This window comes from Mycobacterium sp. NPDC003323 (assembly GCF_053589535.1).
Genome location: NZ_JBSFSB010000008.1, coordinates 47,384 through 71,310 on the forward strand (window position 1 = coordinate 47,384; position 23,927 = coordinate 71,310).

A 23,927-nucleotide genomic window follows, 5' to 3' on the forward strand; every position below is an offset into this window, starting at 1 on the left:
TTATGCTCCCCACGAGGATTGAGTTCCGCCGACGCGTTCGGCGTTGATGGTGTCCTGGTAGCCGCTGGCGCGGAAGGCGGCCATCGGGTCGGCCGGCAGGCCTTGGGCGACGCGCCGCTCGGCCAGCATCGGCCGCACATCGGTGTAGAAGGCGTTCATGAAGATCTCGTTGGCGCCCAGCACATCTCCGGCTTCCTGGGCGGCGGTCAGCGCATCGATGTCGACCAACGAGGCGCGGGCCGTCATCTCCGCGACGTTGAGCACCGAGCGGATCTGGCCCGGGATCTTCTCTTCGACGTTGTGGCATTGATCGAGCATCAGCGCCACCTCGGATCCGGCATCGAGGCCGCCGCCGCGGATCACCTCGAACATGATGCGGAACAACTGGAACGGATCGGCCGCCCCGACGATCAGGTCATCATCGGCGTAGAACCGGGAGTTGAAGTCGAAGGAACCGAGCTTTCCGAGTCGCAACAACTGGGCGACGATGAACTCGATATTGGTGCCGGGCGCGTGATGTCCGGTGTCCAGGCACACCTTGGCCCGCTCGCCGAGCGCGCTCACGTGGGCGTACGAGGTACCCCAGTCCGGAACGTCGGTGGCGTACATCGCGGGTTCGAAGAACTTGTACTCCAACACGAGTCGCTGCTGCGCGCCGATGTGCTGATAGATCGCCGACAGTGACTCGGCCAGTCGGTCCTGGCGGCCGCGGATATCACCCTGCCCGGGATAGTTGGTGCCGTCGGCCAGCCAGATCTTCAGGTCACGGGATCCCGTTTGGTTCATCACCTCGATACAGGCCAGGTGATGGTCGATGGCCTTCTGCCGCACCGCCTTGTCGGTGTGGGTGAGGCTGCCGAACTTGTAGTCGTCGTCCTGGAAGGTGTTGGAGTTGATGGTGCCCAGCCGCACGCCGAGGTCACCGGCGTGGCGGGCCAGCGCGGTGTAGTCCGGCACGGTGTCCCACGGGATGTGCAGGGCCACCGCGGGTGCCAGCCCGGTGAACCGGTGCACGGTGGCGGCGTCGGCGAGCTTTTCCTCGATGGTCCGCGGGGTGCCGGGCGTGCCGAACACCTTGAACCGAGTGCCGGAGTTTCCGAAGGCCCACGAGGGTAGTTCGATGGCGAGATTGTCCAGCGGGGTGTTCATCAGTTCCTCAGATGGCGGTGGTGGGGACGGGAGCCGGGGCGGACACCGGTGCGCCGTAACGTTCGGACTCGATCTGCTGCAGTGTCTTGCCCTGCGTCTTGGGCGCCCAGACGGCACCGATGATGAGGGCGACGGTGAGCAGGCCGACGAGCAGGATGCCGACGATTGTCAGCCCGGTGGCCGCGAGCATGGTGGGGAAGAAGTAGCTCAGCAGACCGGTGGCGGTGCGCACCACGAAGAACATGACGCCCTGCGCGGATGCACGGTAGGGCGTGGCGAAAAGCTCGCTGGCCCACAGGCTGTAGAAGGCCTGGCAGCCGATACCGGCCGAGATGCCCCACAGCACGGCGAAGATCAGCATGGTGGTGATGCCGCCGTCGGTGAAGGCGACCAGCACCACCCACCCGACGATGCCCAGTGCGGCACCGAAGACGTAGAGCGCGCGCTGGGACACCCGGTCGGCGTAGCGCATGAAGCCGAAGTACGTGGCCGCGACCGTGCAGCCCCACACCAGCACCTGCAGCAGGTTCTGCTGGACCGGGCTGTGCAGACCGGCGGTCTCATACACACGTGGCATGAAGATGCCGGCCTGCCCGGCCACGGTGTTCCAGAACAGGTAAATGCCGCCGAGGAACAGCAGGGCGGTGATGTTCACCTTGCGGGAGAACAGGCCGCGCACACCGCGGGCACCGACCGAGGACTGCAGCTCACGAGTTTCGTCGACGGCTTCCTCTTTCCAGATCGCCGACTCGGCCAGGCCCTGGCGGATCCACCAGACGATGGCGGCGACCACGAACAGGTGCACGAAGATGATCCGTGACCCCAGCAGTTCCAGTGGCGCCAGCGCGGCGGCCAGTGCGAACCCGATGAAGGGCCCGACCGACCAGGCCAACTGCGCGGTGCCGACATGCTTGGCGCGCTCTACCGAGGGCGCCTGCTCGGCGATGTAGGTCCAGGATGCGGGCACACCGGCGCCGACGGCGATACCGGTGATGATGAACGCCGCGAGCAGCATGGTGAAGTTCATCGCGAAGGCGGCCAGTAACACGCCGGCCATGTACACCAGCAGGTCATAGGTGTAGATCGCCTTGCGGCCGAACCGATCACACAGTGGCCCGCCGATGGCCGCACCGATGGCGGCGCCGAAGGCATTGGCGCTGAGGGCAGCCAGCAGACCGACGGCGAAGTTGCTGGTGCCGAACTCGGCCTGCCAGAAGCCGAGGCTGGTGGCGATCGCGATGATCGACCCGGCCTCGATGTAGTTGGACATGGCGACCGCGATGGTGGCCCGCCAGCCGGTGGTGGAGCGCGCTCCGATTTTCATGGGCGTTCTTTCAGGTGAGTGGGATCAGGCCAGGTGGAAGTACTCGGTGAGCAGTTCGAGGTCGCTGTCGGGGTGGGCATCGGTGCGGAAGTACTGCGACATCTGTTCCTGCCACTTCTCGTTGACGGCGGTGCGGCTCATCTCGGCGGACGCCCGCACGAAATCGTCGGTCTCCAGATAGCCCACCACCATGCCGTCCTCCGGGCGCAGGAACAACGAATAGTTCTGCCACCCCGCGGCGCGCAACGCGTCGAGCATCTCCGGCCAGACCTCGGTGTGCGCCTGCAGGTAGTCCTCGACGCGGTCGGGCTTGAGGTGCATCACGAAGCACACCCGCTGGATGTCGTCCATTCGCCACTCCCGTTTTGAAACGTTTCAATTTGTGATGGGGGCAACAATAGGACCGTGGCGTGAGGACGTCAAGAGCCTTGTTCGGGGGTGGGTCGCGCGGAGTTCACGGGATGTCAGGCGCGGGTGCTCGAGCGGGTGACCAGCTCGGGCTGGAAGAGCACGTGTCGCGGTTCGCGGGTCGGGGATTCGGTGGCCTTGATGAGTAATTCGACTGCAGTGCTGCCGATTTCGATACTGGGCTGACGGATCGAGGTCAGTGGGACGACGGCGGATCGGGCGAACTCGATATCGTCGTAGCCCACCAGCGCGATCTGTTCGGGCACCATCGTCTCGCCCATCAGGGCCAGCGCCTGGAGCACGCCGATGGCCACCAGGTCGTTCACGCAGAAGATGCCGTCGGGCCGTTGCGCGGCCGGGCGATCGCGGATCTGCTCGCCCACGGCGCGGCCGGCCAACACGGTCAGCGCCGGCGTGTGGATGACCTCCAGCTCGGCCCCGGGCACCTGGTGAAGTGCGCCCCGGGCGCCGCGCAGGCGGTCTTGCACCTGACGCAACTCGGCGGGTCCGCCGACGAATGCGATGCGGCGCCGGCCGATGGCGCACAGATGCTCGACGGCCAGCGTCGCGCCCGCGACATCGTCGACGGCCACCGAGTCGAATGGCGTGCCACGACCGTCACGGTCCACCAGTACCACCGGGGTGCCCCGCTGGCGCAGCGCTTCGAGCCGCTCGAAATCGTCCCCGACGGGGGAGACCAGCAGGCCGAAGACCCGCTGCTCGTCGAAGGCGTCCACATAGGACCGTTCGCGATGGGAGTCGTCATCGGAGGTGCCCAGCAGCAACGTCAGGTTGGCCTCCGCGGCACGCGTGCCGGCGCCGCGCGCGATATCGGTGAAGAACGGGTTGCCGACGTCGAGGACCACCAGGCCGATGCTGCGAGAGCGCCCGGCCCGCAGTTGACGCGCGGCGTCATTGCGAACGAATCCGAGTTCGTCGATGGCGGCCTGCACACGGGCCACCGTGGCCGGGGACACCTTCTCCGGTGAGTTCAGCACATTCGACACCGTGCCGACCGATACCGCGGCGGCGGCGGCGACTTCCCGGATGCTCACCACCCGCCCATTTCACCAGACGGTGTATGTGCTCGGGATCGGCGGCACCAACTGCTTCAGCGTTTCGCCGCCGACTCCCACAGCGTCTGCGCCAACCGGGCGGTGGCCGGTGTCAATCGGTCGGCCGCCGGGGATGCCAGATACACCTGCCAGATCACGGGAGTGGTCAGCGGGATCGAGCGCAGGTCCGGAAATCGGCGGGCCTCCGAGATCGGCATGAACGTGGTGCCCAACCCGTTGCGGACCAACTCGGCGATGGCGCCGAATCCGGCGGGCACCTCATAGGACACCCGTGGGCGCAGCCCGACGCTCAGGATCGCGTCGTCCATCAGTCGGCGCAGGCCGAACTGCGGTGGAAATCCGATCAGATCGTCGTCGGCCACCTCGGCGAGATCGACGTGGGCCGGTGCCTGGCCGTCCGGGCCGCGCACATGAACCATGGGTTCCTCGAACAACAGTCGCATGTCCAGCGTGGGTGGGAACCGGTCGGGGACCGATACCAGCGCCAGATCCAGGGAACCGTCCACCAGGGCGGACAAATAGGACGAGGCACCGGTCTGGCTCAGGTGCAACCGCAGGCGCACGAAGGGGTGGGCGCGGTGGAACTGTCCGAGAGCCGCCGCGACGTCGAGCGGTCCGAAAGAGATCAACGATCCGAATTCGATTGTCCCCGAGAGGGTGCCACGGAACTCGTGTACCGACTCGGCCGCGGTGCGGGCCGTCTGCAGCACCTCGTGGGCATGTGTGCGGAACCGTTCACCGGCGGCGGTCAGGGTGATCTGCTGGCGAGACCGGTCGAACAACTGCACGTCGAGTTCGCGCTCGAGCTTGGCCACCGACGCCGACAGCGCCGACTGCACGACATGGGCGCGTGCGGCCGCGCGGGTGAAGCTGAGTTCGGTGGCGACGGCCAAGAAGTGTTCGATCTGGCGCAGTTCCATCCGTCGATGTTATCGACAGCAGCGATAGGTCACATCAAAAGTAAACGTTGGACGCGATGAGTTGAGTGCGTCGACAATATGTCCGTGGATCTCAGCAGACGGAACTTCGGCCTCTTCACCGCCGCGGCGGGCGCCCTCACCCTGGCCGCCGGGTGCGCTTCGGGTACCGACGCGCACGCCGACGTGCCGAGCGCCCCGCCCGCCCCGGCACACCGGTTCGGCCCGGTCCGGCAGATCAAGGCCGGCCTGCTCGACGTCGGCTATGTCGAGTCCGGCCCGGCCGACGGCACCGTGGTCATCCTGCTGCACGGCTGGCCGTACGACATCCACAGCTACGCCGACGTGACGGCCGAGCTTGCCGGCCAGGGGTTTCGGGTCATCGTGCCGTTCGCCCGGGGTTTCGGCTCCACCCGGTTCCTGTCGGCGGACACCGTCCGCAACGGGCAACAGGCCGCCCTGGCTCATGACGTCATCGATCTGATGGACGCCCTCGGCATCAACAAGGCCATCCTCGGCGGCTACGACTGGGGCGGCCGCACCGCCAATGTGGTTGCCGCCCTGTGGCCGCAGCGGGTGGCCGGGCTGGTGGCGGTCAGCGGCTACATCATCGTCAACCTCGCCGCCAACCGCGAACCGCTGCCCCCGCAGGCCGAATACGGCTGGTGGTACCAGTACTACTTCGCCACACCGCGCGGCGAACTCGGCTACCGCCGCAACACCAAGGATTTCAACCGGCTCATCTGGCAGAACGCGTCCCCGCTGTGGCGGTTCGCCGACAGCACCTATGACCTGAGCGCGGCGTCCTTCGACAACCCGGATCATGTCGACATCGTCATCCACAACTACCGGTGGCGGCAGAGTCTGGCGCAGGGCCAGGCCCGCTATGACGCCGACGAGCAACGGCTGGCCGGTCGGCCGCCGATCACGGTGCCCACCATCACCATCGGCAGCGATTTCGACGGCGCGGCCCGCGACGGGGCCGGCTACCGCACGCAGTACACCGGCGCATACGAGCACCGGGTGCTCGACGGTATCGGGCACAACGTGCCTCAGGAAGCGCCGGCGCAGTTTGCCGCCGCGGTGCTCGACGTCAGCCGGATGTGACCGGCGGCGCCGCGCGAGCGACCGTGAGACGTCACCCGGCACGGTGTGTCGGCGCACCGGCACGGTCGCTCGCGCCGACGAAGTCGAACTACTCCAGGACGAAGACCGGGATCAGGCGGTCGGTCTTGGTCTGGTACTCGGCGTAGGGCGGGTAGGCCGCGACGGCCAGCTTCCACCAGTGCTCGCGCTCATCGCCGTCGACCTCGCGCGCGGTGAGCTCCACGACCTTCTCGCCGTCCTGGGCCGTGATCTGCGGATGCGCCTTGACGTTGTGGTACCAGGAGGGATGCTGCGGGTCGCCACCCTTGGAGGCGACCATCGCGTACTTGCCGTTCTCCTCGACACGCATCAACGGCACATAGCGTTTCTTGCCGGATTTGGCGCCGGTCGTGGTGAACAGCACGACGGGGCGGTCGAGTACCTCCACCCCGTCGGTGGTGCCCTGCTCGAGGATGCGTTCGGTCTGGTCGCGGACCCAGTCGGTGGGGCTCAGCTCAGGAGTGTTCGACATGGCGTCTAGAACACCACAACCCGCCGATTTGTTTCCGGCTTCGACGATCGGCTCACCATCTGAGACGCTGCATGCATGGCCGATGTCTTCATCACCGCCGATTCGCTGGCCGAACTGCTGGATGCCGGTCAGCCGGTGACCCTGCTCGACGTGCGCTGGCAACTGAGCGCGCCCGACGGCAGCGTCGAGCACGCCGCCGGACACCTCCCGGGCGCGGTGTACGTGTCGCTGGAGGACGAGCTCAGCGATCACGGCATCACCGGACGCGGCAGGCACCCACTGCCGTCGGGCGCGAACCTGCAGGCCGCGGCCCGACGCTGGGGTGTGCGCCGCGATGTGCCGGTGGTGGCCTACGACGATTGGAACCGGGCCGGATCGGCGCGGGCCTGGTGGGTCCTGCGTGCCGCAGGCATCGACGACGTGCGCATCCTCGATGGCGGGCTGGCGGCCTGGACCGCCGCCGGCCACCCGCTGGAAAGCGGCTCCGTCGTGGCCACACCCGGTGATGTCGTCGTGACCCGGGACGATCTGTACGCCGGTGCCATGCCGACGCTGACCGCCGAGCAGGCCGCCGACCATCCCAACCTGCTCGACGCCCGGGCCCCGGAGCGGTTCCGCGGCGAGGTGGAACCGATGGACCCGGTCGCCGGGCATATTCCGGGGGCGCGCAACCTGCCGAGCACCGCGGTCCTGACCGGGGACGGCACCGTGCTGTCCGAGGAGGAACTGGCGGCGCTTGGTTGGTCGTTCGGTGGCAGCGAGCAGGTCGGGGTGTACTGCGGGTCGGGCGTCACCGCCGCGGTCCTGGTTGCCGCACTGGCCGCCGCGGGTGTCGACGCCGCCCTTTTCCCGGGCTCGTGGTCGCAATGGAGTTCGGACAACCGTATGGTGGCCACCGGGGACTAGCCGGGCGAGCACCGCCGCGGGATCACGCCAGATGCTGTGCCAGGAACGCGGCAATCTCACGGATCGAGGTGTCCATGATGCTGCGATCACCCTGCGTGTTGAAGGCGTGATCGGTCGGGTACGCGGTGTGCACGACGTCGACCCCGCCGGCGCGGAACCGCTCGGCGATCTCGATCATCTCGGGGCCCAGGGTGTCCAGCTCACCGGTCTGGATCAACGTCGGCGGCATCTTCGACGGCAGATCCTCGTCGTAGTACGGCGAGGCGATCGGATCCCCGTGACTGGCCGGGTCCACGAAATACATTCTGGCCGAGTACTTCTGCAGCCTGGGCGAGATGATCGGATTGGCCTTGGGTGAGGTGCGGCCCGTGCGGGTGCAGTCGGCGACGGCATAGGACAGTACGGCGGCGCGCAACGCGATCTCGGCATCATGTGCGTACTGCGCGAGGTTCATGCTGAGCTTCCCGCCGGCACTCGCCCCACCGACACTGATCCGGGTGCGGTCCCAGCCCTGCTGCTCGGCATCGTCTGCTGCCCACTGCAGCACATCGATGCATTCCTGTTCGGCCACAGGAAAAGTCACCTGCGGGGCGGCGTGGTAGTCGATGCCCAGCACGACACACCCGACATCGGCGGCCAGGAATCGACAGATGTGGTCGTCCTCGTTCGTGTTGCGCAACACGAAACCGCCACCGTGGATGTCGATGTGCAGCGGCGGGGCCGCACCGGCCGGCACACAGTCGGGATGCGGTCGGTACACCAGGCAGCGGACCGGACCGTGCCGGGTCGGCACCTGCACCGTCTTCGGAGCCGCCACCGGGCGCGACGGTTCGGGGATGCCGGGCGAGCGGAACATCAGCGGCGCCGTCTGCTGCGCCAGATACGCCAGCGCGTACTCCAGCGGTGCGATCCGGGCATTCGCCATGGCTGTCACCGTAACCGAAGCGAACTGCCATGAATCTCAACGGCCGAACCGGCGCAGCTCCACTAGGATCTGGGGATGGCTCGCAACTATGCCACCGCCGAGCAGGTGTCCCTCGACCAGCTCCTGGAGTTCGTCCGGCCACGTCATGCCATGGTGCTGACCACCTTCCGCGCCGACGGCTCGCTGCAGAGTTCGCCGGTCACCGGTGGCGTCGACGAGCGGGGGCGCATCGTGATCGCCAGCTATCCACAACGCGCCAAATCACGCAATATCTGCCGCACACCGCGGGCAAGTGTCACCGTGTTGTCCGAGGATTTCAACGGGCCCTATGTCCAGGTCGACGGTGACGCCGAATGCGTCGACCTGCCCGATGCGGTCGAACCGTTGGTCGATTACTTCCGCGCCGTGGCCGGGGAGCACCCGGACTGGGACGAGTATCGCCAGGCCATGACCGATCAGGGCAAATGCCTGCTGCGCATCACGCCACGTCGCTGGGGTCCCGTCGCGACCGGGGGGTTCCCGCCGCCCCGGTGAGTGGGTCCGACGCTACTGTCGGGCAACGCATTCGGATTCCCGGGTTGCGAACGGCGGGGGTGTCGGTCTGCCCTCGGCTAGCCTGACAGGCGTGAAGCTGGACAGCCAACAACTGGCGGCGTTCGCGGCCGTCCTGGAGTTGGGCAGCTTCGATGCCGCGGCCGAGCGACTGCACGTCACGCCGTCGGCGGTGAGCCAGCGCATCAAGGCGCTCGAACAGCGGGTGGGTCAGGTGTTGGTGGTGCGCGAGAAGCCCTGCCGCGCCACCGCAGCGGGTATCCCGATCCTGCGTCTGGCGGCGCAGATGGCCATTCTGGAGTCCGAGGTACTGGCCGAGGCCGCCGGTGGATCGGCGGCCGGCACACGGGTGGCCCTGGCCGTCAACGCCGATTCGATGGCCACCTGGTTCACCGCGGTCTTCGGTCTGCTGCCCGAGGTGCTGTTCGACATCCGGATCGAGGATCAGGACCACTCGGCGCGTCTGCTGCGCGAGGGATCGGTGATGGGCGCGGTGACCACCGAACGCGCGGCGGTGCCGGGCTGTCGGGTCCAGTCGCTGGGCGTGATGCGCTACGTGCCGGTGGCCTCGCCGGATTATGCCGCGCGATACCTGTCGGACGGCTTCACCGCGAGCACGGCGGCGCGGAGTCCGTCCCTGGCCTGGAACCGCGATGACGCCCTGCAGGACAAGCTGATTCGCAAAGCGTTCCGTCGCGATATCCGCCGGCCGGTGCATTATGTCTCGACGGCGGAGGGTTTCGGAGCCGCGGTCCGCGCCGGCCTGGGCTGGGGCGTGTACCCCGAGCAGTTGGTGGGCGCCGACTTCGTGCAGATCTGCGATGTCCACTTGGACGTGCCGCTGTTCTGGCAGTCGTGGAAATTGGAGAGCGCGCTGGTGGCCTCCATCGGCGCGGCCGTCACCTCCGCGGCGGGGACATTACGGCGCGGAGGCGGCGCGAGCTAGCGCCTTCTCTTCGTAGTACCGCGCACGCTGGTCCACGATGTCGAGGAAGTCGGCCAGCTCGGTGCGGGCGCGCTCACCCGCGGGCCCCAGATCGGTGCGGTCGAAGACCCGCCAGAAGCGCAGTACCGGTTGCAGCACCTCGTCATGGTGGATGCGCAGGTCGTAGATGCCGGCCTTGGCGATCAGCACCGAATTCTCCTTGAAGTCGGTCATTCCCGCGCCCGGCATGGTGAATCCGACGACCTCGTCGCGGATGGCCGCCATGGCCGCATCCGGTGCGATGTCCAGTGCGGCGGCCATCAGATTCCGGTAGAAGACCATGTGCAGGTTCTCGTCCGCGGCGATGCGCGCCAGCAGCTGGTCGGCGAGCGGGCAGCCCGATGCCCGGCCGGTATTGCGATGCGACACCCGGGTCGCCAGTTCCTGGAACGACACATAAGCCAGGGCCGCCAGCGGAGTCTTGTCACCGGAGTCGTAGCCGGCGATGGTGTGCTCCATGCGCAACGCCTCCAGCCGGGACGGGTCCACGCCGCGGGTGACCACCAAATAGTCACGCAGGGCGATGCTGTGCCGGCCCTCCTCTGCCGTCCACTGTCCGACCCAGCTGCCCCAGGCGCCGTCGCGGCCGAACCGGGTGGCGATCTCGCGGTGATACGACGGCAGGTTGTCCTCGGTCAGCAGATTGACCGTCAGCGCCGCCTTGGCCACCGGATCCAGCGGTGAATCCTCGGGACGCCAATCCTCACCGCCGAGGAAGGCGAAATCGCGTCCGCGGCTCCACGGCACGTAATCGTGTGGGTCCCAGGGTTTTACGGTGGGCAGGTGACGTTCGAGATTGTGGGCGACGACCGGTTCCAGCTCATACAAGATGCTGGTCTGCACGTCCGACATGACGACTCCGTCCCAAACGGCCAGTAACCTACGGTTCCGTAGGTTACGGTACCGTAGGTTACTGGTGGAGTCGAGAGGGTCAGTTGATACCGACGATCTCCTGGGCGATGGTGCTCAGCCGGGTCTGCGCTGCGGAGACCACACGCTGGCGATCCTTGTGGACCTCCTCGTAGGCGATGATCTCGCGGATGTCGGACGGCTCGGTCAGTTCCTTGACCGCCGCCACAGCGTCGTTGACATTTAGCTCGTCATAGCCGGTGATCGGCAGTTCGCCGGACTCGAGCACGCCGGCCTTGCCGCGGGCGGTGTGCAGGGCGTCGGCGACATCATCGGCTCCCTCGCGCCGGGTGATCTTCTCGGCCGCCGAGAGCGCGGCATCGCGCGATGCCGTCAGGGTCTTGGTAGCCACCTCGCCGGCGCGTCCGGTACGGGCCAGGGCGTCGTCGACGGCCGGTCCGGTGGCGCGCACGGTCCGCAGCACGCGGTCGATGACCTGACCGGCCACGCTGCCGGGCAGGTTGGCCAGCTTCACCGCGGCACCGGCGGCGGCCTGAATCGGCGTGCGGCGCAGGGCCGCCGGTCCACCGAGGGCGTCCTCGGCCAGCACGGTGGTCAGCCAGGTCACGGTGGCGCTGTGCGCCTCGATGAGCGAATCGGCCAGATCCTGCACTTCCCGGTTGCCGGCGGCGACGGCCAGCGTCTTGAGGTAGCGCGAACGGTCGACCAGGACGTGCTCGAGCGCGAGATCGCCCAACAGCGCCTCGGCGAACGGTTCGGCCTGCTCGGTCAGGGCCTTCACGGCCGCGGCCGCGCGACCGACGAACGGGCCCAGGATGCTCGGCGAGCCGCCGAGTTCACGGATGGTCGCTTCCAGCAGCGCGGCCCGCTCACGCGCGTTCTCGGCGTTCTTGGTCAGCTCTTCCAGTACCGCCTCGGTGCGAGCCTGCGTGGTGCGAAACTCTGCGATCTGAATCTCGGTGCTCGTCAGTTCGAGCAACGTGCGCAGGTTGGTGATCAGTGTGGTGGTGTCCGTCATGAAATCCCCCTCGGATTGGTCGGGTGCATCGGTGCGTCAGCACCTCCTGTCATCGGCTACCCGTCGCACGGTGACTTGACACGGGACACGCCGGGATGTGGCCCATGTCTCGTCGCCGAGGTATGTCGACTGTAATAATTGCAGTTCAGAAGCATTTATATCGACCGTCATAGGAGCGCGATGCCTGACACGACTGCGAATGCGCGAGACCGCATGGTGGCCGCAGCGGCCGACATGTTGGCGCGGCGCGGGCTGACGGCGATGAGCGTGCGCGAACTCGCCCGGCACGCCGATGCGCCGCTCGGATCGACCTACCACTACTTCCCCGGTGGGAAGCCGCAAGTGGCCGCGGAGGCGGTGCGGTGGGCCGACGGGCAGACGGCCGCGGTGCTGGCCGGCGCCCTGGACGCCGGGCCCGAGGCGGGGCTACGCGAGTACCTGAACATGTGGCGCACCGTGCTCAGCGACAGTGACTTCCAGTGCGGATGCGCGGTGCTGGCCGTCGCGGTGCAGCAGGACTGCGACGACGCCGCACGCGACGCGGCGGTGTTCGCCTTCAGCAACTGGACGGCGATGTTGTCGGCGGCCCTGCGCGCACACGGTATGGCTCGACCGGCCGCCGCGGATATGGCAACCCTTGTGGTCGCCGCGATCGAAGGCGCCGTGGCGATGTGCCGGGCCGAACGCAGTCTGCAACCACTCGATGTGGTCGGTACGCAACTGGAGACGCTGCTCAGACCTTGACGCGCAGCACGTCCGAGAGCGGACGCCGGGGCGTCGGCGGGGGCACCTCGTCGAGCTCGGAGGCGATGCCCACCCGGACCACCACCTGCGGATGCGTCCTGTTCACCAACGCGCCCACGATGTCCCGGCTGGCCGGCACCTCGGTCAGATGGCTCAGGGTGCACGAGGACAGTCCGGCCATGGTGGCCTCCAGCAACAGTGCCGACAGGGTCTCGCCGCAGCGCAAGATGTCCAGCCGCGTATCGGCGGGCGCCGATATGACGACCAGCTCGGCCGCATCCTCGATCAGGTGCCTGCGCCGCTCGCGATGTGTGGTCACCGGGAAGCTGCGGCCCACGTCGACCCGGTCGGCCTCGGCAGCCGAGATCAGCGAGCTGTGCGGGATGCCGTCGGTGACCTCGAAGGGTGATGTCCACCAGTCGATCTCGTGGTGGTAAGCGGAGTCGTAGAGGCGCAGGCTGTCGGTCAGCTGGGCGGCGTCGGCGACGGTCGCCCGGTCGGCGGGGTCGATGATGTCCACTGCCGTCACGGCCGGGTCATGCGATGCGCACAGCAGCAGATCGCAGGAGGCGCCGTCCACCGGTGCGGCCAGCGGCAGCCGATCGGTGCGCCTGCTCAGGATGGCATCGGCGCGGCGGCGTTGCTCGGAGGTGGTCTCCTGCGCTGCGGTCAGCCTCACGGTTGCCAGGTGCAGGTGGTCATCGGGGTCCGGATAGCGCTCGACGTGGGTCGTCATCCCGGCCGCCGCGGCGGCGACCCGGAAATGGTGAAGCGCCGCCCCGCAACTGATCACGGCTTGGCGCCCGCCGCTGTCGGTGGCCACCAGTCGGTCGGTGTCGACATACAGCTGCACCCCGTCGGTGGTGATGATCCACCGCCACGGTTGGCTGTTGTGGTACGACGGGGCGCGGCAGGCCAGGCGCACGGCGTGCTCGATGGCCGGAATCAAACCCACTGTCTGCGATGGAGCTGGCATGCCAACAGTCTGCGGCGATGCCCGCACACCCGGATAGGGCCGGAAGTCCCTAACCGCGCGGCGAGGCCTGCAGATAGGCGACGATGGCGTTCGACAGACCGCGACGCGCCTCGTCGAGGTCGATATAGGTGCCCAGCTGGCGCTCCGACGTGATCCCGCGCATGGCGCCGGGGATGAACAGGGCGACCTCGCGAACCCGGTCCGGGTCGACATCGAGATCGGCAAACGCGTTCTGGCAATCGAGAATCCACGTCTTCTGCCAGGATGCCAACTCGGCCGCGGTGCGGGGGTAGGACCGTTCCAGCTCGGCGCGGTCGCGCGGCAGCGCGGCGCGCAGATTCTCGATGGCGCGTGAGTCGGCGGTGCTCAGTCCGTCGTAGAGGATGTCGAGGATGCCGGCCACGCGTTGTGGCAGGGTTCCGTGTGGCGCGGCTCGTGACGGCAGCTCACCGCGCCGCTGCGCGGTGTACTGCAACACCGCGGCCCACAATCCGTCGATGTCGCCGAACTGGTATTTCACCGTGCCCCAGGTGGCTCCGGCGTCCTTGGCGATCCGGTTGCCCGACACCGAGTTCGGCTCACCGGAGGCCAGGGCGTGCAGCGCGGCTTCCAGCATGCTGTCGCGGGTGGCTTGACCGCGCCGATTGGTCCGGCGTTCGGCGGCTTCGGTCATCGTGCGGATGCTACTCGAGTATTGACTTTGATAGAACCCTCTGTGATTCTCGGGTGATGGCGAAACCACCGCTGTCGATGAAGCCCACGGGGTGGTTCCAGGTGGCGTGGTCCGATGAGATCGGCATCGGTGACGTGCACCGGATGACCTATTTCGACCGCGAGATGATCGCTTGGCGTACCCAGTCCGGCCGCCTCACGGTGATGGACGCCTACTGCGAGCATCTCGGCGCGCATCTGGGCCACGGCGGTCATGTCGAGGGTGAGGTCATCGAGTGCCCGTTCCACGGGTGGCAGTGGAATCACGAGGGCCGCAACGTCTGCATCCCCTACCAGGACCGCCCCAATCGCGGCAGGCGCATACGCACCCATCCGGTGGTGGAACGCAATGCCTCGGTGTACATCTGGCATGACCTGGAGGGCCGCGAGCCGTTCTTCGACCCGCCCGACATCTTCGCCGATTTCGGCCACCGCACCGAGGCGGACTACTACCCCCAGCAGCGCCTGTTCCGGCAGGGCCTGGAACTGCATCCGCAGTATGTGCTCGAGAACGGGGTCGACTTCGCACATTTCAAGTTCGTGCACAAGACGCCGATCGTGCCGGTGTTCACCCGGCACGATTTCGCCGAACCGGTGTCCTACGTCGACTTCACCATCACCTTCGAAGGGGACGACGGACAGCAGATCGAGGACGTCAACAGCGGTGTGGAGGCCATCAACGGCGGTCTGGGCATCGCCGTCACCAAGAGTTGGGGCATGGTCGACAACCGCACCATCTCGGCGGTCACCCCGGTCGACGAGCGCACCTCGGACGTCCGGTTCATGGTCTACATCGGCCGCACGCCCGGACGTGACGACGAGCGTGCCGCCGACAAGGCCCGGATGTTCGGCGACGAGGTGATCCGGCAGTTCGCCCAGGACATCGACATCTGGCGCTACCAACGCTATTCGGACCCACCGGCGCTGGCCACGGCCGAGTACGAAGGTTTCACCGCGATCCGCAAGTGGGCCATGCAGTTCTATCCGGACGGCCGCGGCGGGTCCGCTGCCGCCCTCGCCGAAGTAAGGAAGGCAGACACCCTATGACCGAGAAGATCCGCGTGTTCCAGGTCGCCACCGGCAATCTGGGCACCGAGATGGTCAGGCGCATCGCGGCCCGTCCCGACCTCGAACTCGTCGGATTGCACTGTTACACAACGGAGAAGATCGGCCGCGACGCCGGGGAGATCGTCGGTCTGGCACCCAACGGCGTGATCGCCACGGGCACCGTGGAGGAGATCATCGCCGCGAAACCGGATGTGCTGACCTTCCACGGTGTGTTCCCGGACGAGGACCTGTACGTGAAAGTCCTTGAAGCAGGCATCAACATCGTCACCACCGCCGACTGGATCACCGGCTGGCATCGCGACAACAATCATCCGCACCCCTCGGGTAGGCCGGTATCGCAGGTGCTGGCGCAGGCGTGTGAACGCGGCGGGGCGACCTTCTACGGCACCGGCATGAACCCGGGACTCAATCAGATCCTCGGGGTGGTGTGCTCGGCCGACGTCGCCGAGATCGAGAACGTCACCACCATCGAGTCGGTGGACGTGTCGTGTCATCACAGCCGGGACACCTGGATCGAGGTCGGATACGGTCTGCCGGTCGACGACCCCAGCATCCCCGGCAAGCTGCGCAAGTACACCGAGGTGTTCGCCGACAGCGTGCGGATGATGGCCGATTGTTTCGACCTTGAACTCGACGAGGTCGAATTCAGTTACGAACTCGGCGCCTGCACCAAGGATGTCGACCTCGGCTGGTACACCCTGCCCAAGGGCTCCCTGGGCGGCAACTACATCAAGTATCGGGGCATGGTCGACGGGGTGCCGCGCGTCGAGACGCACCTGGAGTGGCAGATGACCCCGCACACCGATCCGAGTTGGGATATCAAGGGGTGCTACATCACTCAGATCAAGGGTGACCCGTGTGTGTACAACAAGCACATGATCTTCCCGAAGCCCGGCGTCGACCTGTCCGATCCGGCGAGCTTCGCCTCCATCGGCATGACCGTCACCGGCCTGCCGGCACTCAACGCCATCCGCTCCGTGGTCGCCGCGCCGCCGGGACTGCGCACCAGCGCCGACATACCGCTGCGGGGATTCGCCGGACGCTTCAAGTAGTCCGGTGCACCGCCTGCGTAGAGTCTTGCGGCGTGAACCAACCGCTGACCGCGCTCGACAACGGCCTCGCGCTACGCCGGGGCGCCGACGGACTCCTGCACGGCCGGACCGTGCCCGAATGGGCGAACATGGTCGGACCCTTCGGCGGGATCACCGCCGCCGTGCTGGTGCGCGCGGTCGAACTGCAACCCGATGTGCACGGCCTGCCCGTCGCGGTGACGGTGAACTATCTGGCACCGATCGTCGACGGCGACTTCGACATACATGCCCGTGCGGTGCGCACCAACCGGTCCAACCAGCACTGGATCATCGAGCTCAGCCAGGCTGGTGAGACCAAGACGACGGCCACCGCGGTGTTCGGCATCCGCCGGGACACCTGGGGCGACACCGAGTACGCGGCCCCCGAAGTGCCGTCGCCGGAGCAGCTGTCGCCGGCACCGGACAACGGCCCGACCTGGATGCGAAACTACGACATGCGCTACATCGGTGGCGGCATCCCCGTCGCCGAGGACCCGGCAGCCTCCTCGGAGACCCTGCTGTGGGTACGCGACAATCCCGCCCGGCCAATCGATTTCGCAGCGTTGACCGCCATCTGCGACATCTTCTACCCCAGGGTCTTCCTGCGACAGGGCCGGATCATGCCGGCCGGCACGGTGTCGATCACCGTGTACTACCACGCCGGGGTCGACGACCTGGCGGCCCAGGGCGGCCGGCACCTGCTGGCACGGGCCCGCGGCCAGCAGTACGCCGCGGGCCACTTCGACCAGACCGCGCAGATCTGGGGTGTCGGTGGCGCATTGCTGGCCACCAGCCACCAGATCGTCTATTTCAAGGGCTGAAGTCCCTGGTGGCACATGCGGCCATCGGTCAGTGGCGCGTCGCTCGACGGCTGGTCGCTCAGCGCTCGATGACAGCGCCGTAATCGGTTGTGACGCAGGCCCCGGCATGGCCGGTGTTCGCCGATCATCGCCGCGGCGCTGCGCGCCGTTGTAGGCTGCAGCCGCCGCACCTGTGCGAAGCATCACACGCCGGTGACCAGTGGTCCACGGGGTGCCGATCCGGGACTACGGACTTTCAAGGGTCCCGTGGTCGCCGCGGAGGCCGAGTCTGAGAAGCAACAAGGCAGACCTGGGCCAGGAGGACGGCGTGTGCAGGACCGATGAGACCGATACCGAGCTGTGCGCGCGATTCGAACGCGATACCGCGCCGCTGCGCCCGGTGCTGATGCGTGGAGCGCGCCGGCTGACCCATAACGAAGCCGATGCCGAGGACCTGCTCCAGGACGCGTTGATGCACGCGTTCATGGGCTTCCACCGATTCGAAGAGGGAACCAACCTCAACGCCTGGTTGTTCCGCATCATGCACAACCGCTGGATCAGCGGTTACCGGATGAAACAGCGGCGACCGACGGAGTACGCGGTGGGGTCCATCGCCGATCTCGACCTGCCCACCGCTGTCATGCGCACCACGCACGCGCGTTCGGCCGAGTCGACGGCGTTGGACGGCTTCCCGGACGCCGAGCTGAAGGCGGCACTCGATCAGCTGCCCGAGGGTTTTCGGATCGCGCTCTATTACTCCGATGTACAGGGCCTCACGTACGCCGAGACCGCCGTCGTGATGGGCACCCCGATCGGCACCGTGATGTCGCGGGTGTTCCGCGCTCGAGCCCAGCTGCGGAGCACGCTGGCCGGCGCGGCGCGCGAGCGGGGAATTCCACGGCTGCAGAAGCGTTCAGCTTGAGTGCCAATCAAAAATGCGAAAGGTGTGAAATGACAACAACTTTGGATGGAAGAACTGCACTCGTCACCGGCGGCACGGCGGGTATCGGGCTGGCGTCGGCGCGGCTGCTTGCCGAGGCCGGTGCGACGGTGTTGATTGCCGGCCGTGACCAGATCCGCGGGAAGACCGCCGCGGCGGGTATCGACGGGGACGTCCGCTTCATCCAGGCCGATATGGGTGATCTGGACTCGGTGCGCGAGCTGGTGCGCCAGAGCGGCGATGTCGACATCCTGGTCAACAATGCGGCCCGTTTCCCGGGTGCCGCGACGGTCGACCAGGAGGTGCAATCCTTCGAGTCCACCTTCGACACGAACGTCCGGGGCCTGTACTTCCTGGTGGCCGGTCTGGTTCCCGGGATGTTGGCACGCGGTGCGGGCAGCATCATCAACGTCACGTCGCTGGTGGCGTCCAAGGGTGTGCCGGGGGCCTCGGTCTACAGCGCCTCCAAGGCGGCCGTCGAGTCACTGACCAGGACGTGGGCCGCCGAGTTCGGCCCGCGCGGGGTGCGGGTCAACACCGTGGCACCGGGACCGACGGACACCGAGGGAGTCGTCGCCGAGTGGGGTGACACCAACGCCGAACTGGGCCGGGCACTGCCGATGGGCCGGACCGCCGAGCCGGTGGAGATCGCACAGGCGGTGCTGTTCTTGGCCTCACCCGCGTCGAGTTTCGTGACCGGCGTGACGCTGCACGCCGATGGTGGCGGCGCGGCCGTCTGACAAGGAGGACCCGAGATGTCGAATGCCTGGAAGACCGCGCTGACCGTGCTGCAGGAGGCGCAGCCCGAGATTCCCGCGGGCGCGCACGTGATGACGGTGGTCGTCGAGTTCCCGCCCGGGGACAGCGGCACCCCACCGCACCGGCATCCCGGGCCCGCCTTCGGTTACGTCATCGAGGGGGAGATGCTCTTCGAACTGGAGGGGCAGCCACCGCGGGTGGTCCGCGCCGGCGAGGCGTTCTGGGAGCCCGGCGGTGACGTCATCCACTACAGCGATGGCAACAACCGCACCGACATTCCCAGCAAGTTCACCGTCACGATGATGTGCGTACCCGGCAGGCCGATGCTTGAACTGGTCGACGAGCAGGAGTTGGAGCGACGCAAGGATCTGCGCTGGCGGCCCGACTGAACGCGAATCGGCCCCTCCCACGTGGTGGGAGGGGCCGATTCAAACGTCGGGGGCCCTAGTGGGCCGGCTTGCGATGCCGACCGATCAGGGCGGTCAACCAGCGAACGTCGAGCAACATGTCGGTTCCGCCTTTCTTATGCGGTCTTGTGCAGCAGCGGGAGCAGGCGACGCCGGGCGAGAGTGCCCTCGGCGAAGTGGTGCAGCGCCTCCGGGACGGAGACCGTGATGGGAAATGCGTCGTCGAGCATGTGCAGGACGTAGAGGACCGGCGAGCCGGCGACCAGCGCCCACTCGACTCCGGCCATATCGCATTCGTCATCGAGCGCGTAGAGCAGTGAAACACCGCGTGCGGACAGGAAGGTCACGTCGCTGAGGTCGAGAACAAACGGCTTCTCGGCCAGGACCAGACGGCGGACCTGCTCGGTGAGACGCTCGACGTTGTCATCGTCGATGACGCCCGACACGGTCACCACCAAGGCGAGATGGCGGCATTGCGCGCGCAGTTCGGCGCCGTCGCACTGGACTGCGGGGTTCCCATACCGGAATGCGATGGTCATGTACTGCCTCCCTTCGTGGATCTCAACTGCCACCGAAGTTATCGGCCGACTCTAAGGTACTTGGGAGTAGTGATTGAGACTTTGCTAAGAAGATAGTCTGAGAAGGGGGTAAGGGTTCGCTGAGCAAAATGTAAGCCGTTGTGTGGCAACATATTTCACGACGAAGTTTCGAACTCAACAGTTGCGGGTAAACCTTACTGCTCGGTAGCCCGATTCCGGCGGTCAGCGTTTGGACTGATTTCCCGAGTATCCGTCCCACGGTGAGTAGTCCGCGATCAGCGGCTCCTGCGGCGGTCGCCGATCCTGCGGCACGTGTTGCAGGTTGAGCCGGACCCGGTACCAGATCGAACTCGGTCCACGCATTCCATCGATCAGGACATCGATCGGCTGCAGGTGTTCGGCGACGTCGCGATGGGCCTCGCGCCACACCTCCAGTGCGGCCAATGCCTCGTCCCGGGTCTTGGTCCGGGCCACCTCGATCAGGGGCATCTGCTGGACGCGTCGTCCCTTACCCTTCGGCGGTTTCTCTGCCGGGCCCAATCTGTCGGCCAACTCCAGCAGGCCGTCCAGCGCGCCGGGGTGCTCGTCCATGGCCGCCCACGGGTCGCCGAGGGTCGCGAACCGGTCCGGCACCGTGGCCACCGTGAAGTCCTCGGGACGGCAGTCGGGCACCTCGTCCCAGTGCAGGGGTGTGGAAACCCGCGCATCCGGGGTGGCGCGCACCGAGTAGGCCGATGCCACGGTGCGGTCCTTGGCGTTCTGGTTGAAGTCGACGAACACCCGCTCGCCGCGCTCCTCCTTCCACCAGCGGGCGGTCGCCAGGTCGGGCACCCGGTTCTCGACCTCGCGGGCCACCGCCTCGGCGGCCAGCCGGACCTGTTTGAACGGCCAGTGCGGGTGAAGACGCGCGTAGATGTGGAAACCGCGCGACCCGGACGTCTTCGGCCAGGGCGTCAGACCGTGGTCCTCCAGCACCGCGCGCGCCACCACCGCGACGTCGAGGATCTGTTGCCAGTCCACGCCCGGCATCGGATCGAGGTCGACGCGCAACTCGTCGGGATGGTCCAGATCATCGGCGCGCACCGGGTGCGGGTTGAGGTCGACGCACCCGAGGTTGACCGCCCAGATCAGCCCGGCCGGCTCGGTGAAGACCGCCTCCCTGGCCGACGTCCCGGAGGCGTACTTCAGCTCGGCGACGTCGATGAAGTCCGGCCGTTTCTCGGGTGCGCGTTTCTGGAAGATGGCCTCCACGCCGATGCCCTTGACGAAGCGTTTGAGGATCATCGGGCGGTTGTGCACACCGCGCAGCGCGCCCTCGGCCACGGCCGAGTAATAGTCGAACAGGTGGCGTTTGGTGAGTCCGAGATCGCCGAAGACCACCTTGTCGGGATTGGTGATGGGCACGTGTCGGCCGGCGATGTCCAGATGCTCGGCGGCTGCCATTCCCTCATCGTAGGTTCGACACCGAATAGCGACGGATGTCACATAAGGTTGACACATGTCTAACCTCAGTCCGGCGGATGCGCTCGCCAAGATTCAGCAATCGGTCGGCAAGTACCTGGACCGCGGGTCGGCCGAGCTGCACTACGCCCGCAAGATGTTCCAGGCCGGCGCCCTCAAACTGGAGCCGCCGCGCGATATCGCCGCATTCGTCAACGACATGAAGCAGTGGGGCGAGATCGGGATGATCCCGGCGCTCAACGCCCGGCGCTACCCGAACCGCAACGCCGTCATCGACGACTTCGGCACGATGACGTTCAAGGAACTCGACGATGCGGTCAACGCCGTGGCCAACGCGCTGCTGGCGCGCGGGATCACCGGCGGTGACGGTGTCGCGATCCTGGCCCGCAACCACCGCTGGTTCCTGGTGTCGGTCTATGCGACCGCCAAGATCGGCGCCCGCATCATCCTGCTCAACAGCGAGTTCTCCGGCCCGCAGATCAAGGAGGTCTCCGAGCGCGAGGGCAGCCGGATCATCATCCACGACGACGAGTACACCGCCGCGGTCGCGCAGGCCGAGCCCGAACTGGGCAAGCTGCGTGCACTCGGGGTGAACCCCGACAAGGACGAACCCTCGGGCAGCACCGACAAGACGCTGGAGGAGCTGATCGCCGAGACCGGTTCGGCACCGCCACCGAAGGCGACCAAGAAGTCCTCGATCATCATTCTGACCAGCGGTACCACCGGAACCCCCAAGGGCGCCAACCGATCTGCGCCGCCGTCGTTGGCGCCGATCGGTGGCGTGCTGTCCTCGGTGCCGTTCAAGGCCAACGAGGTCACCTCGCTGCCCGCGCCGATGTTCCATGCGCTGGGCTTCCTGCACTCGACCATCGCGATGATGCTCGGCACCACGCTGGTGCTGCGCCGGCGGTTCAAGCCGGCGACCGTGCTCGCCGATATCGAGAAGCACAAGGCCACCGCGATCGTGGTCGTGCCGGTGATGTTGTCGCGCATGCTCGACGAGTTGGAGAAGACCTCGCCCAAACCGGACCTGTCGTCGCTGCGCATCGTGTTCGTCTCGGGCTCCCAGCTGGGCGCCGAACTGGCCACCCGCGCGATGAAGGATCTGGGCCCGGTCATCTACAACCTCTACGGCTCCACCGAGGTCGCATTCGCGACCATCGCCGGACCGCAACATCTTTCGAAGAATCCCGCGACGGTCGGCCCCGTCGTCAAGGGGATGAAGGTGCGCATCCTCGACGATGACGGCAACGACGTGCCCCACGGTCAGGTGGGCCGCATCTTCGTCGGCAACTTCTTCCCGTTCCAGGGGTACACCGGCGGTGGCGGTAAGCAGATCATCGACGGGTTGTTGTCCTCGGGCGATGTCGGCTATTTCGATGACGACGATCTGCTCTACGTCAGCGGTCGCGATGACGAGATGATCGTCTCCGGCGGTGAGAACGTCTTCCCGGCCGAGATCGAGGATCTGGTCAGCGGGCACCCCGAGGTCGTCGAGGCGACCGCACTGGGTGTGGAAGACAAGGAGTGGGGCCACCGGCTGCGCTGCTTCGTCGTCCGGGTGGAGGGTTCCTCGGTCGACGAGGACGCCATCAAGGCCTACGTCCGGGACAACCTGGCGCGCTACAAGGTGCCGCGCGAGGTGGTCTTCATCGAGGAGTTGCCGCGCAACCCCACCGGCAAGATCCTCAAGCGCGAACTGCGCGAGATGAAGATCGACTGAACCGCACCTGCCCTCCTCGGCGAGCGTGCGTGTCCGCGGCGGACACGCCGCCTGCTGGCGCGAGTTCACGCACGCTCACCGGGCAGGAATACCTCGGGGCGCGCGGTGGTAATACCTCTTCGTGAATATCGACCTCTCCGGTAAATCCGCACTCGTCACCGGCTCCACCCAGGGCATCGGTCTTTCCATCGCAAAGGGCCTGGCCGGCGCCGGAGCGCGCGTCATCGTCAACGGCCGCACGCAGGCCCGCGTCGACGAGGCCGTCGCCGCCGTCGGGGGCGACGCGGTCGGCTTCGCCGGTGACGTGGCCGACGCCGACGGGGCCGCCGCGCTGGTAGCCGAGTTCCCCGATGTGGATGTGCTGGTCAACAACCTGGGCATCTTCGAGGCTGTCCCGGCCCGCGAGGTCACCGACGAGCAGTGGCGCACCTACTTCGACGTCAACGTCCTCTCCGCGGTCCGGTTGATCCGCGCCTATCTGCCGAACATGATTGAAAAGGGTTGGGGCCGTGCGCTTCAGATCGCCAGCGACTCGGCGATCGTGACTCCCGCGGAGATGATCCACTACGGCGTGTCCAAGACCGCGCTGCTCGCGGTGACCCGCGGGTTCGCCAAAGACGCGGCGGGTACTGGGGTCACGGTGAACTCGGTGATCGCCGGACCGACACATACCGCCGGCGTGGAGGACTTCGTCTATCAGCTGGTGGACAAGGAGCTGCCCTGGGAGCAAGCGCAGCGCGAGTTCATGCGACTGCACCGCCCGCAATCGCTGATCCAGCGGCTCATCGAGCCCGAGGAGATCGCCAATATGGTGGTGTATCTGTCCTCGCCGCTGGCCTCGGCGACCACCGGCGGTGCGTTGCGGGTCGACGGTGGCTACGTCGACGCGATCCTGCCGTAGCGGTCACCTGGCGAACTGGGGGCACCTCCCGCTTGCGGGGGAACGCAAAACTGCCCCATTTCAGGTGAAATGGGGCAGTT

At 67.0% G+C, this 23,927-nt stretch carries 26 protein-coding genes; 13 read left to right on the top strand and 13 right to left on the bottom strand.

The features are described 5' to 3' along the window. The 5 genes from rhaI to ACWDUN_RS18790 form a co-directional block, all read right to left on the bottom strand. The gene (gene rhaI, locus ACWDUN_RS18770) at positions 1-1,149 is read right to left on the bottom strand and encodes an L-rhamnose isomerase (RefSeq protein WP_449931253.1); all 1,149 of its coding nucleotides are present in this window, start codon (positions 1,147-1,149) and stop codon (positions 1-3) included. A gap of 7 nt (positions 1,150-1,156) precedes the next feature. Next, entirely contained in the window at positions 1,157-2,473 is a 1,317-nt protein-coding gene (locus ACWDUN_RS18775) for an MFS transporter (RefSeq protein ID WP_449931255.1), read from the bottom strand. 24 nt (positions 2,474-2,497) lie between these two features. Beyond that, positions 2,498-2,824 (bottom strand): L-rhamnose mutarotase, encoded by a 327-nt coding sequence (locus tag ACWDUN_RS18780; protein WP_449931257.1) that lies wholly within the window; start codon positions 2,822-2,824, stop codon positions 2,498-2,500. A gap of 113 nt (positions 2,825-2,937) precedes the next feature. Next, positions 2,938-3,939, bottom strand: a complete 1,002-nt coding sequence (locus ACWDUN_RS18785) for a LacI family DNA-binding transcriptional regulator (RefSeq protein ID WP_449931259.1) — start codon at positions 3,937-3,939, stop codon at positions 2,938-2,940. A 53-nt stretch (positions 3,940-3,992) separates the two neighbouring features. Further along, positions 3,993-4,877 (bottom strand): LysR family transcriptional regulator, encoded by an 885-nt coding sequence (locus ACWDUN_RS18790; protein ID WP_449931261.1) that lies wholly within the window; start codon positions 4,875-4,877, stop codon positions 3,993-3,995. 78 nt (positions 4,878-4,955) lie between these two features. Between ACWDUN_RS18790 and ACWDUN_RS18795 the strand changes: the two genes are divergently transcribed. Next, positions 4,956-5,981 (top strand): alpha/beta fold hydrolase, encoded by a 1,026-nt coding sequence (locus ACWDUN_RS18795; protein WP_449931262.1) that lies wholly within the window; start codon positions 4,956-4,958, stop codon positions 5,979-5,981. 88 nt (positions 5,982-6,069) lie between these two features. On the opposite strand, the gene ACWDUN_RS18800 is transcribed toward ACWDUN_RS18795, so the two are convergent. Next, a complete protein-coding gene (locus ACWDUN_RS18800; RefSeq protein ID WP_449931264.1) occupies positions 6,070-6,492 on the bottom strand; it encodes a nitroreductase family deazaflavin-dependent oxidoreductase in 423 nt (140 codons plus the stop codon). A 75-nt stretch (positions 6,493-6,567) separates the two neighbouring features. Here ACWDUN_RS18800 and ACWDUN_RS18805 point away from each other — a divergent pair, with 75 nt between their 5' ends. Beyond that, positions 6,568-7,398 carry a sulfurtransferase gene (locus ACWDUN_RS18805; protein ID WP_449931265.1) on the top strand — a complete coding sequence of 277 codons (831 nt, stop codon included), beginning with the start codon at positions 6,568-6,570 and terminating at the stop codon, positions 7,396-7,398. Between the two features lie 22 nt (positions 7,399-7,420). Here ACWDUN_RS18805 and ACWDUN_RS18810 read toward each other — a convergent pair whose 3' ends face one another. Continuing rightward, on the bottom strand, positions 7,421-8,323 hold the full coding sequence (locus ACWDUN_RS18810; RefSeq protein ID WP_449931267.1) for an alpha/beta hydrolase: 903 nt from the start codon (positions 8,321-8,323) through the stop codon (positions 7,421-7,423). A 75-nt stretch (positions 8,324-8,398) separates the two neighbouring features. Here ACWDUN_RS18810 and ACWDUN_RS18815 point away from each other — a divergent pair, with 75 nt between their 5' ends. Beyond that, positions 8,399-8,857, top strand: coding sequence for a PPOX class F420-dependent oxidoreductase (locus ACWDUN_RS18815; protein WP_449931269.1), 459 nt, complete (start codon positions 8,399-8,401; stop codon positions 8,855-8,857). Between the two features lie 91 nt (positions 8,858-8,948). After that, positions 8,949-9,821 carry a LysR family transcriptional regulator ArgP gene (locus ACWDUN_RS18820; RefSeq protein ID WP_449931271.1) on the top strand — a complete coding sequence of 291 codons (873 nt, stop codon included), beginning with the start codon at positions 8,949-8,951 and terminating at the stop codon, positions 9,819-9,821. Here ACWDUN_RS18820 and ACWDUN_RS18825 read toward each other — a convergent pair. Both ACWDUN_RS18825 and ACWDUN_RS18830 read right to left on the bottom strand, forming a co-directional pair. Next, entirely contained in the window at positions 9,795-10,712 is a 918-nt protein-coding gene (locus ACWDUN_RS18825; RefSeq protein WP_449931273.1) for an acyl-ACP desaturase, read from the bottom strand. The two genes, ACWDUN_RS18820 and ACWDUN_RS18825, sit on opposite strands and share 27 nt — an antisense overlap. Before the next feature lie 79 nt (positions 10,713-10,791). Then, positions 10,792-11,748 carry a ferritin-like domain-containing protein gene (locus ACWDUN_RS18830; RefSeq protein ID WP_449931275.1) on the bottom strand — a complete coding sequence of 319 codons (957 nt, stop codon included), beginning with the start codon at positions 11,746-11,748 and terminating at the stop codon, positions 10,792-10,794. Positions 11,749-11,928: 180 nt separating this feature from the next. Here ACWDUN_RS18830 and ACWDUN_RS18835 point away from each other — a divergent pair, with 180 nt between their 5' ends. Beyond that, positions 11,929-12,492, top strand: a complete 564-nt coding sequence (locus ACWDUN_RS18835; protein ID WP_449931277.1) for a TetR/AcrR family transcriptional regulator — start codon at positions 11,929-11,931, stop codon at positions 12,490-12,492. On the opposite strand, the gene ACWDUN_RS18840 is transcribed toward ACWDUN_RS18835, so the two are convergent. Together ACWDUN_RS18840 and ACWDUN_RS18845 are read right to left on the bottom strand one after the other, a co-directional pair. Continuing rightward, positions 12,482-13,468, bottom strand: coding sequence for an Acg family FMN-binding oxidoreductase (locus ACWDUN_RS18840; protein WP_449931279.1), 987 nt, complete (start codon positions 13,466-13,468; stop codon positions 12,482-12,484). The genes ACWDUN_RS18835 and ACWDUN_RS18840 overlap by 11 nt on opposite strands. 49 nt (positions 13,469-13,517) lie before the next feature. Next, on the bottom strand, positions 13,518-14,141 hold the full coding sequence (locus tag ACWDUN_RS18845; RefSeq protein WP_449931281.1) for a TetR/AcrR family transcriptional regulator: 624 nt from the start codon (positions 14,139-14,141) through the stop codon (positions 13,518-13,520). A 56-nt stretch (positions 14,142-14,197) separates the two neighbouring features. Between ACWDUN_RS18845 and ACWDUN_RS18850 the strand changes: the two genes are divergently transcribed. The 6 genes from ACWDUN_RS18850 (at position 14,198) to ACWDUN_RS18875 (ending at position 19,205) form a co-directional block, all read left to right on the top strand. Next, entirely contained in the window at positions 14,198-15,226 is a 1,029-nt protein-coding gene (locus tag ACWDUN_RS18850; RefSeq protein ID WP_449931283.1) for a Rieske 2Fe-2S domain-containing protein, read from the top strand. Further along, positions 15,223-16,299: an NAD(P)H-dependent amine dehydrogenase family protein gene (locus tag ACWDUN_RS18855; protein ID WP_449931285.1), complete on the top strand. Its 1,077-nt coding sequence runs from the start codon at positions 15,223-15,225 to the stop codon at positions 16,297-16,299. The genes ACWDUN_RS18850 and ACWDUN_RS18855 overlap by 4 nt, the downstream gene beginning before the upstream one ends. Positions 16,300-16,331: 32 nt before the next feature. Further along, positions 16,332-17,138, top strand: a complete 807-nt coding sequence (locus ACWDUN_RS18860) for an acyl-CoA thioesterase (RefSeq protein ID WP_449931287.1) — start codon at positions 16,332-16,334, stop codon at positions 17,136-17,138. Positions 17,139-17,445: 307 nt separating this feature from the next. After that, a complete protein-coding gene (locus tag ACWDUN_RS18865; RefSeq protein WP_449931289.1) occupies positions 17,446-18,039 on the top strand; it encodes a sigma-70 family RNA polymerase sigma factor in 594 nt (197 codons plus the stop codon). A 29-nt stretch (positions 18,040-18,068) separates the two neighbouring features. Next, a complete protein-coding gene (locus ACWDUN_RS18870; protein WP_449931290.1) occupies positions 18,069-18,797 on the top strand; it encodes an SDR family NAD(P)-dependent oxidoreductase in 729 nt (242 codons plus the stop codon). Between the two features lie 15 nt (positions 18,798-18,812). Next, positions 18,813-19,205: a cupin domain-containing protein gene (locus ACWDUN_RS18875; RefSeq protein WP_449931292.1), complete on the top strand. Its 393-nt coding sequence runs from the start codon at positions 18,813-18,815 to the stop codon at positions 19,203-19,205. A 134-nt stretch (positions 19,206-19,339) separates the two neighbouring features. On the opposite strand, the gene ACWDUN_RS18880 is transcribed toward ACWDUN_RS18875, so the two are convergent. Further along, complete coding sequence (locus ACWDUN_RS18880) at positions 19,340-19,762, bottom strand: STAS domain-containing protein (RefSeq protein WP_449931294.1); 423 nt, start codon at positions 19,760-19,762, stop codon at positions 19,340-19,342. 222 nt (positions 19,763-19,984) lie between these two features. Further along, positions 19,985-21,205, bottom strand: a complete 1,221-nt coding sequence (locus tag ACWDUN_RS18885; protein WP_449931296.1) for a DNA polymerase domain-containing protein — start codon at positions 21,203-21,205, stop codon at positions 19,985-19,987. 55 nt (positions 21,206-21,260) lie between these two features. Here ACWDUN_RS18885 and fadD2 point away from each other — a divergent pair, with 55 nt between their 5' ends. Continuing rightward, positions 21,261-22,946, top strand: coding sequence for a long-chain-fatty-acid--CoA ligase FadD2 (fadD2, locus tag ACWDUN_RS18890; RefSeq protein WP_449931298.1), 1,686 nt, complete (start codon positions 21,261-21,263; stop codon positions 22,944-22,946). A gap of 121 nt (positions 22,947-23,067) precedes the next feature. Continuing rightward, positions 23,068-23,847, top strand: coding sequence for an SDR family NAD(P)-dependent oxidoreductase (locus ACWDUN_RS18895; RefSeq protein WP_449931300.1), 780 nt, complete (start codon positions 23,068-23,070; stop codon positions 23,845-23,847). Positions 23,848-23,927 lie beyond the last annotated feature (80 nt).

Bases quoted from the DNA above. Each gene is read 5' to 3' on its own strand.
- ACWDUN_RS18855 (WP_449931285.1), top strand. From the start codon at position 15,223: ATGACCGAGAAGATCCGCGTGTTCCAGGTCGCCACCGGCAATCTGGGC.
- rhaI (WP_449931253.1), bottom strand. From the start codon at position 1,149: ATGAACACCCCGCTGGACAATCTCGCCATCGAACTACCCTCGTGGGCC.
- ACWDUN_RS18780 (WP_449931257.1), bottom strand. From the start codon at position 2,824: ATGGACGACATCCAGCGGGTGTGCTTCGTGATGCACCTCAAGCCCGAC.
- ACWDUN_RS18885 (WP_449931296.1), bottom strand. From the start codon at position 21,205: ATGGCAGCCGCCGAGCATCTGGACATCGCCGGCCGACACGTGCCCATC.
- ACWDUN_RS18810 (WP_449931267.1), bottom strand. From the start codon at position 8,323: ATGGCGAATGCCCGGATCGCACCGCTGGAGTACGCGCTGGCGTATCTG.
- ACWDUN_RS18815 (WP_449931269.1), top strand. From the start codon at position 8,399: ATGGCTCGCAACTATGCCACCGCCGAGCAGGTGTCCCTCGACCAGCTC.
- fadD2 (WP_449931298.1), top strand. From the start codon at position 21,261: ATGTCTAACCTCAGTCCGGCGGATGCGCTCGCCAAGATTCAGCAATCG.
- ACWDUN_RS18835 (WP_449931277.1), top strand. From the start codon at position 11,929: ATGCCTGACACGACTGCGAATGCGCGAGACCGCATGGTGGCCGCAGCG.
- ACWDUN_RS18805 (WP_449931265.1), top strand. From the start codon at position 6,568: ATGGCCGATGTCTTCATCACCGCCGATTCGCTGGCCGAACTGCTGGAT.
- ACWDUN_RS18825 (WP_449931273.1), bottom strand. From the start codon at position 10,712: ATGTCGGACGTGCAGACCAGCATCTTGTATGAGCTGGAACCGGTCGTC.
- ACWDUN_RS18800 (WP_449931264.1), bottom strand. From the start codon at position 6,492: ATGTCGAACACTCCTGAGCTGAGCCCCACCGACTGGGTCCGCGACCAG.
- ACWDUN_RS18830 (WP_449931275.1), bottom strand. From the start codon at position 11,748: ATGACGGACACCACCACACTGATCACCAACCTGCGCACGTTGCTCGAA.
- ACWDUN_RS18870 (WP_449931290.1), top strand. From the start codon at position 18,069: ATGACAACAACTTTGGATGGAAGAACTGCACTCGTCACCGGCGGCACG.
- ACWDUN_RS18775 (WP_449931255.1), bottom strand. From the start codon at position 2,473: ATGAAAATCGGAGCGCGCTCCACCACCGGCTGGCGGGCCACCATCGCG.
- ACWDUN_RS18875 (WP_449931292.1), top strand. From the start codon at position 18,813: ATGTCGAATGCCTGGAAGACCGCGCTGACCGTGCTGCAGGAGGCGCAG.
- ACWDUN_RS18790 (WP_449931261.1), bottom strand. From the start codon at position 4,877: ATGGAACTGCGCCAGATCGAACACTTCTTGGCCGTCGCCACCGAACTC.
- ACWDUN_RS18845 (WP_449931281.1), bottom strand. From the start codon at position 14,141: ATGACCGAAGCCGCCGAACGCCGGACCAATCGGCGCGGTCAAGCCACC.
- ACWDUN_RS18850 (WP_449931283.1), top strand. From the start codon at position 14,198: ATGGCGAAACCACCGCTGTCGATGAAGCCCACGGGGTGGTTCCAGGTG.
- ACWDUN_RS18795 (WP_449931262.1), top strand. From the start codon at position 4,956: ATGTCCGTGGATCTCAGCAGACGGAACTTCGGCCTCTTCACCGCCGCG.
- ACWDUN_RS18880 (WP_449931294.1), bottom strand. From the start codon at position 19,762: ATGACCATCGCATTCCGGTATGGGAACCCCGCAGTCCAGTGCGACGGC.
- ACWDUN_RS18840 (WP_449931279.1), bottom strand. From the start codon at position 13,468: ATGCCAGCTCCATCGCAGACAGTGGGTTTGATTCCGGCCATCGAGCAC.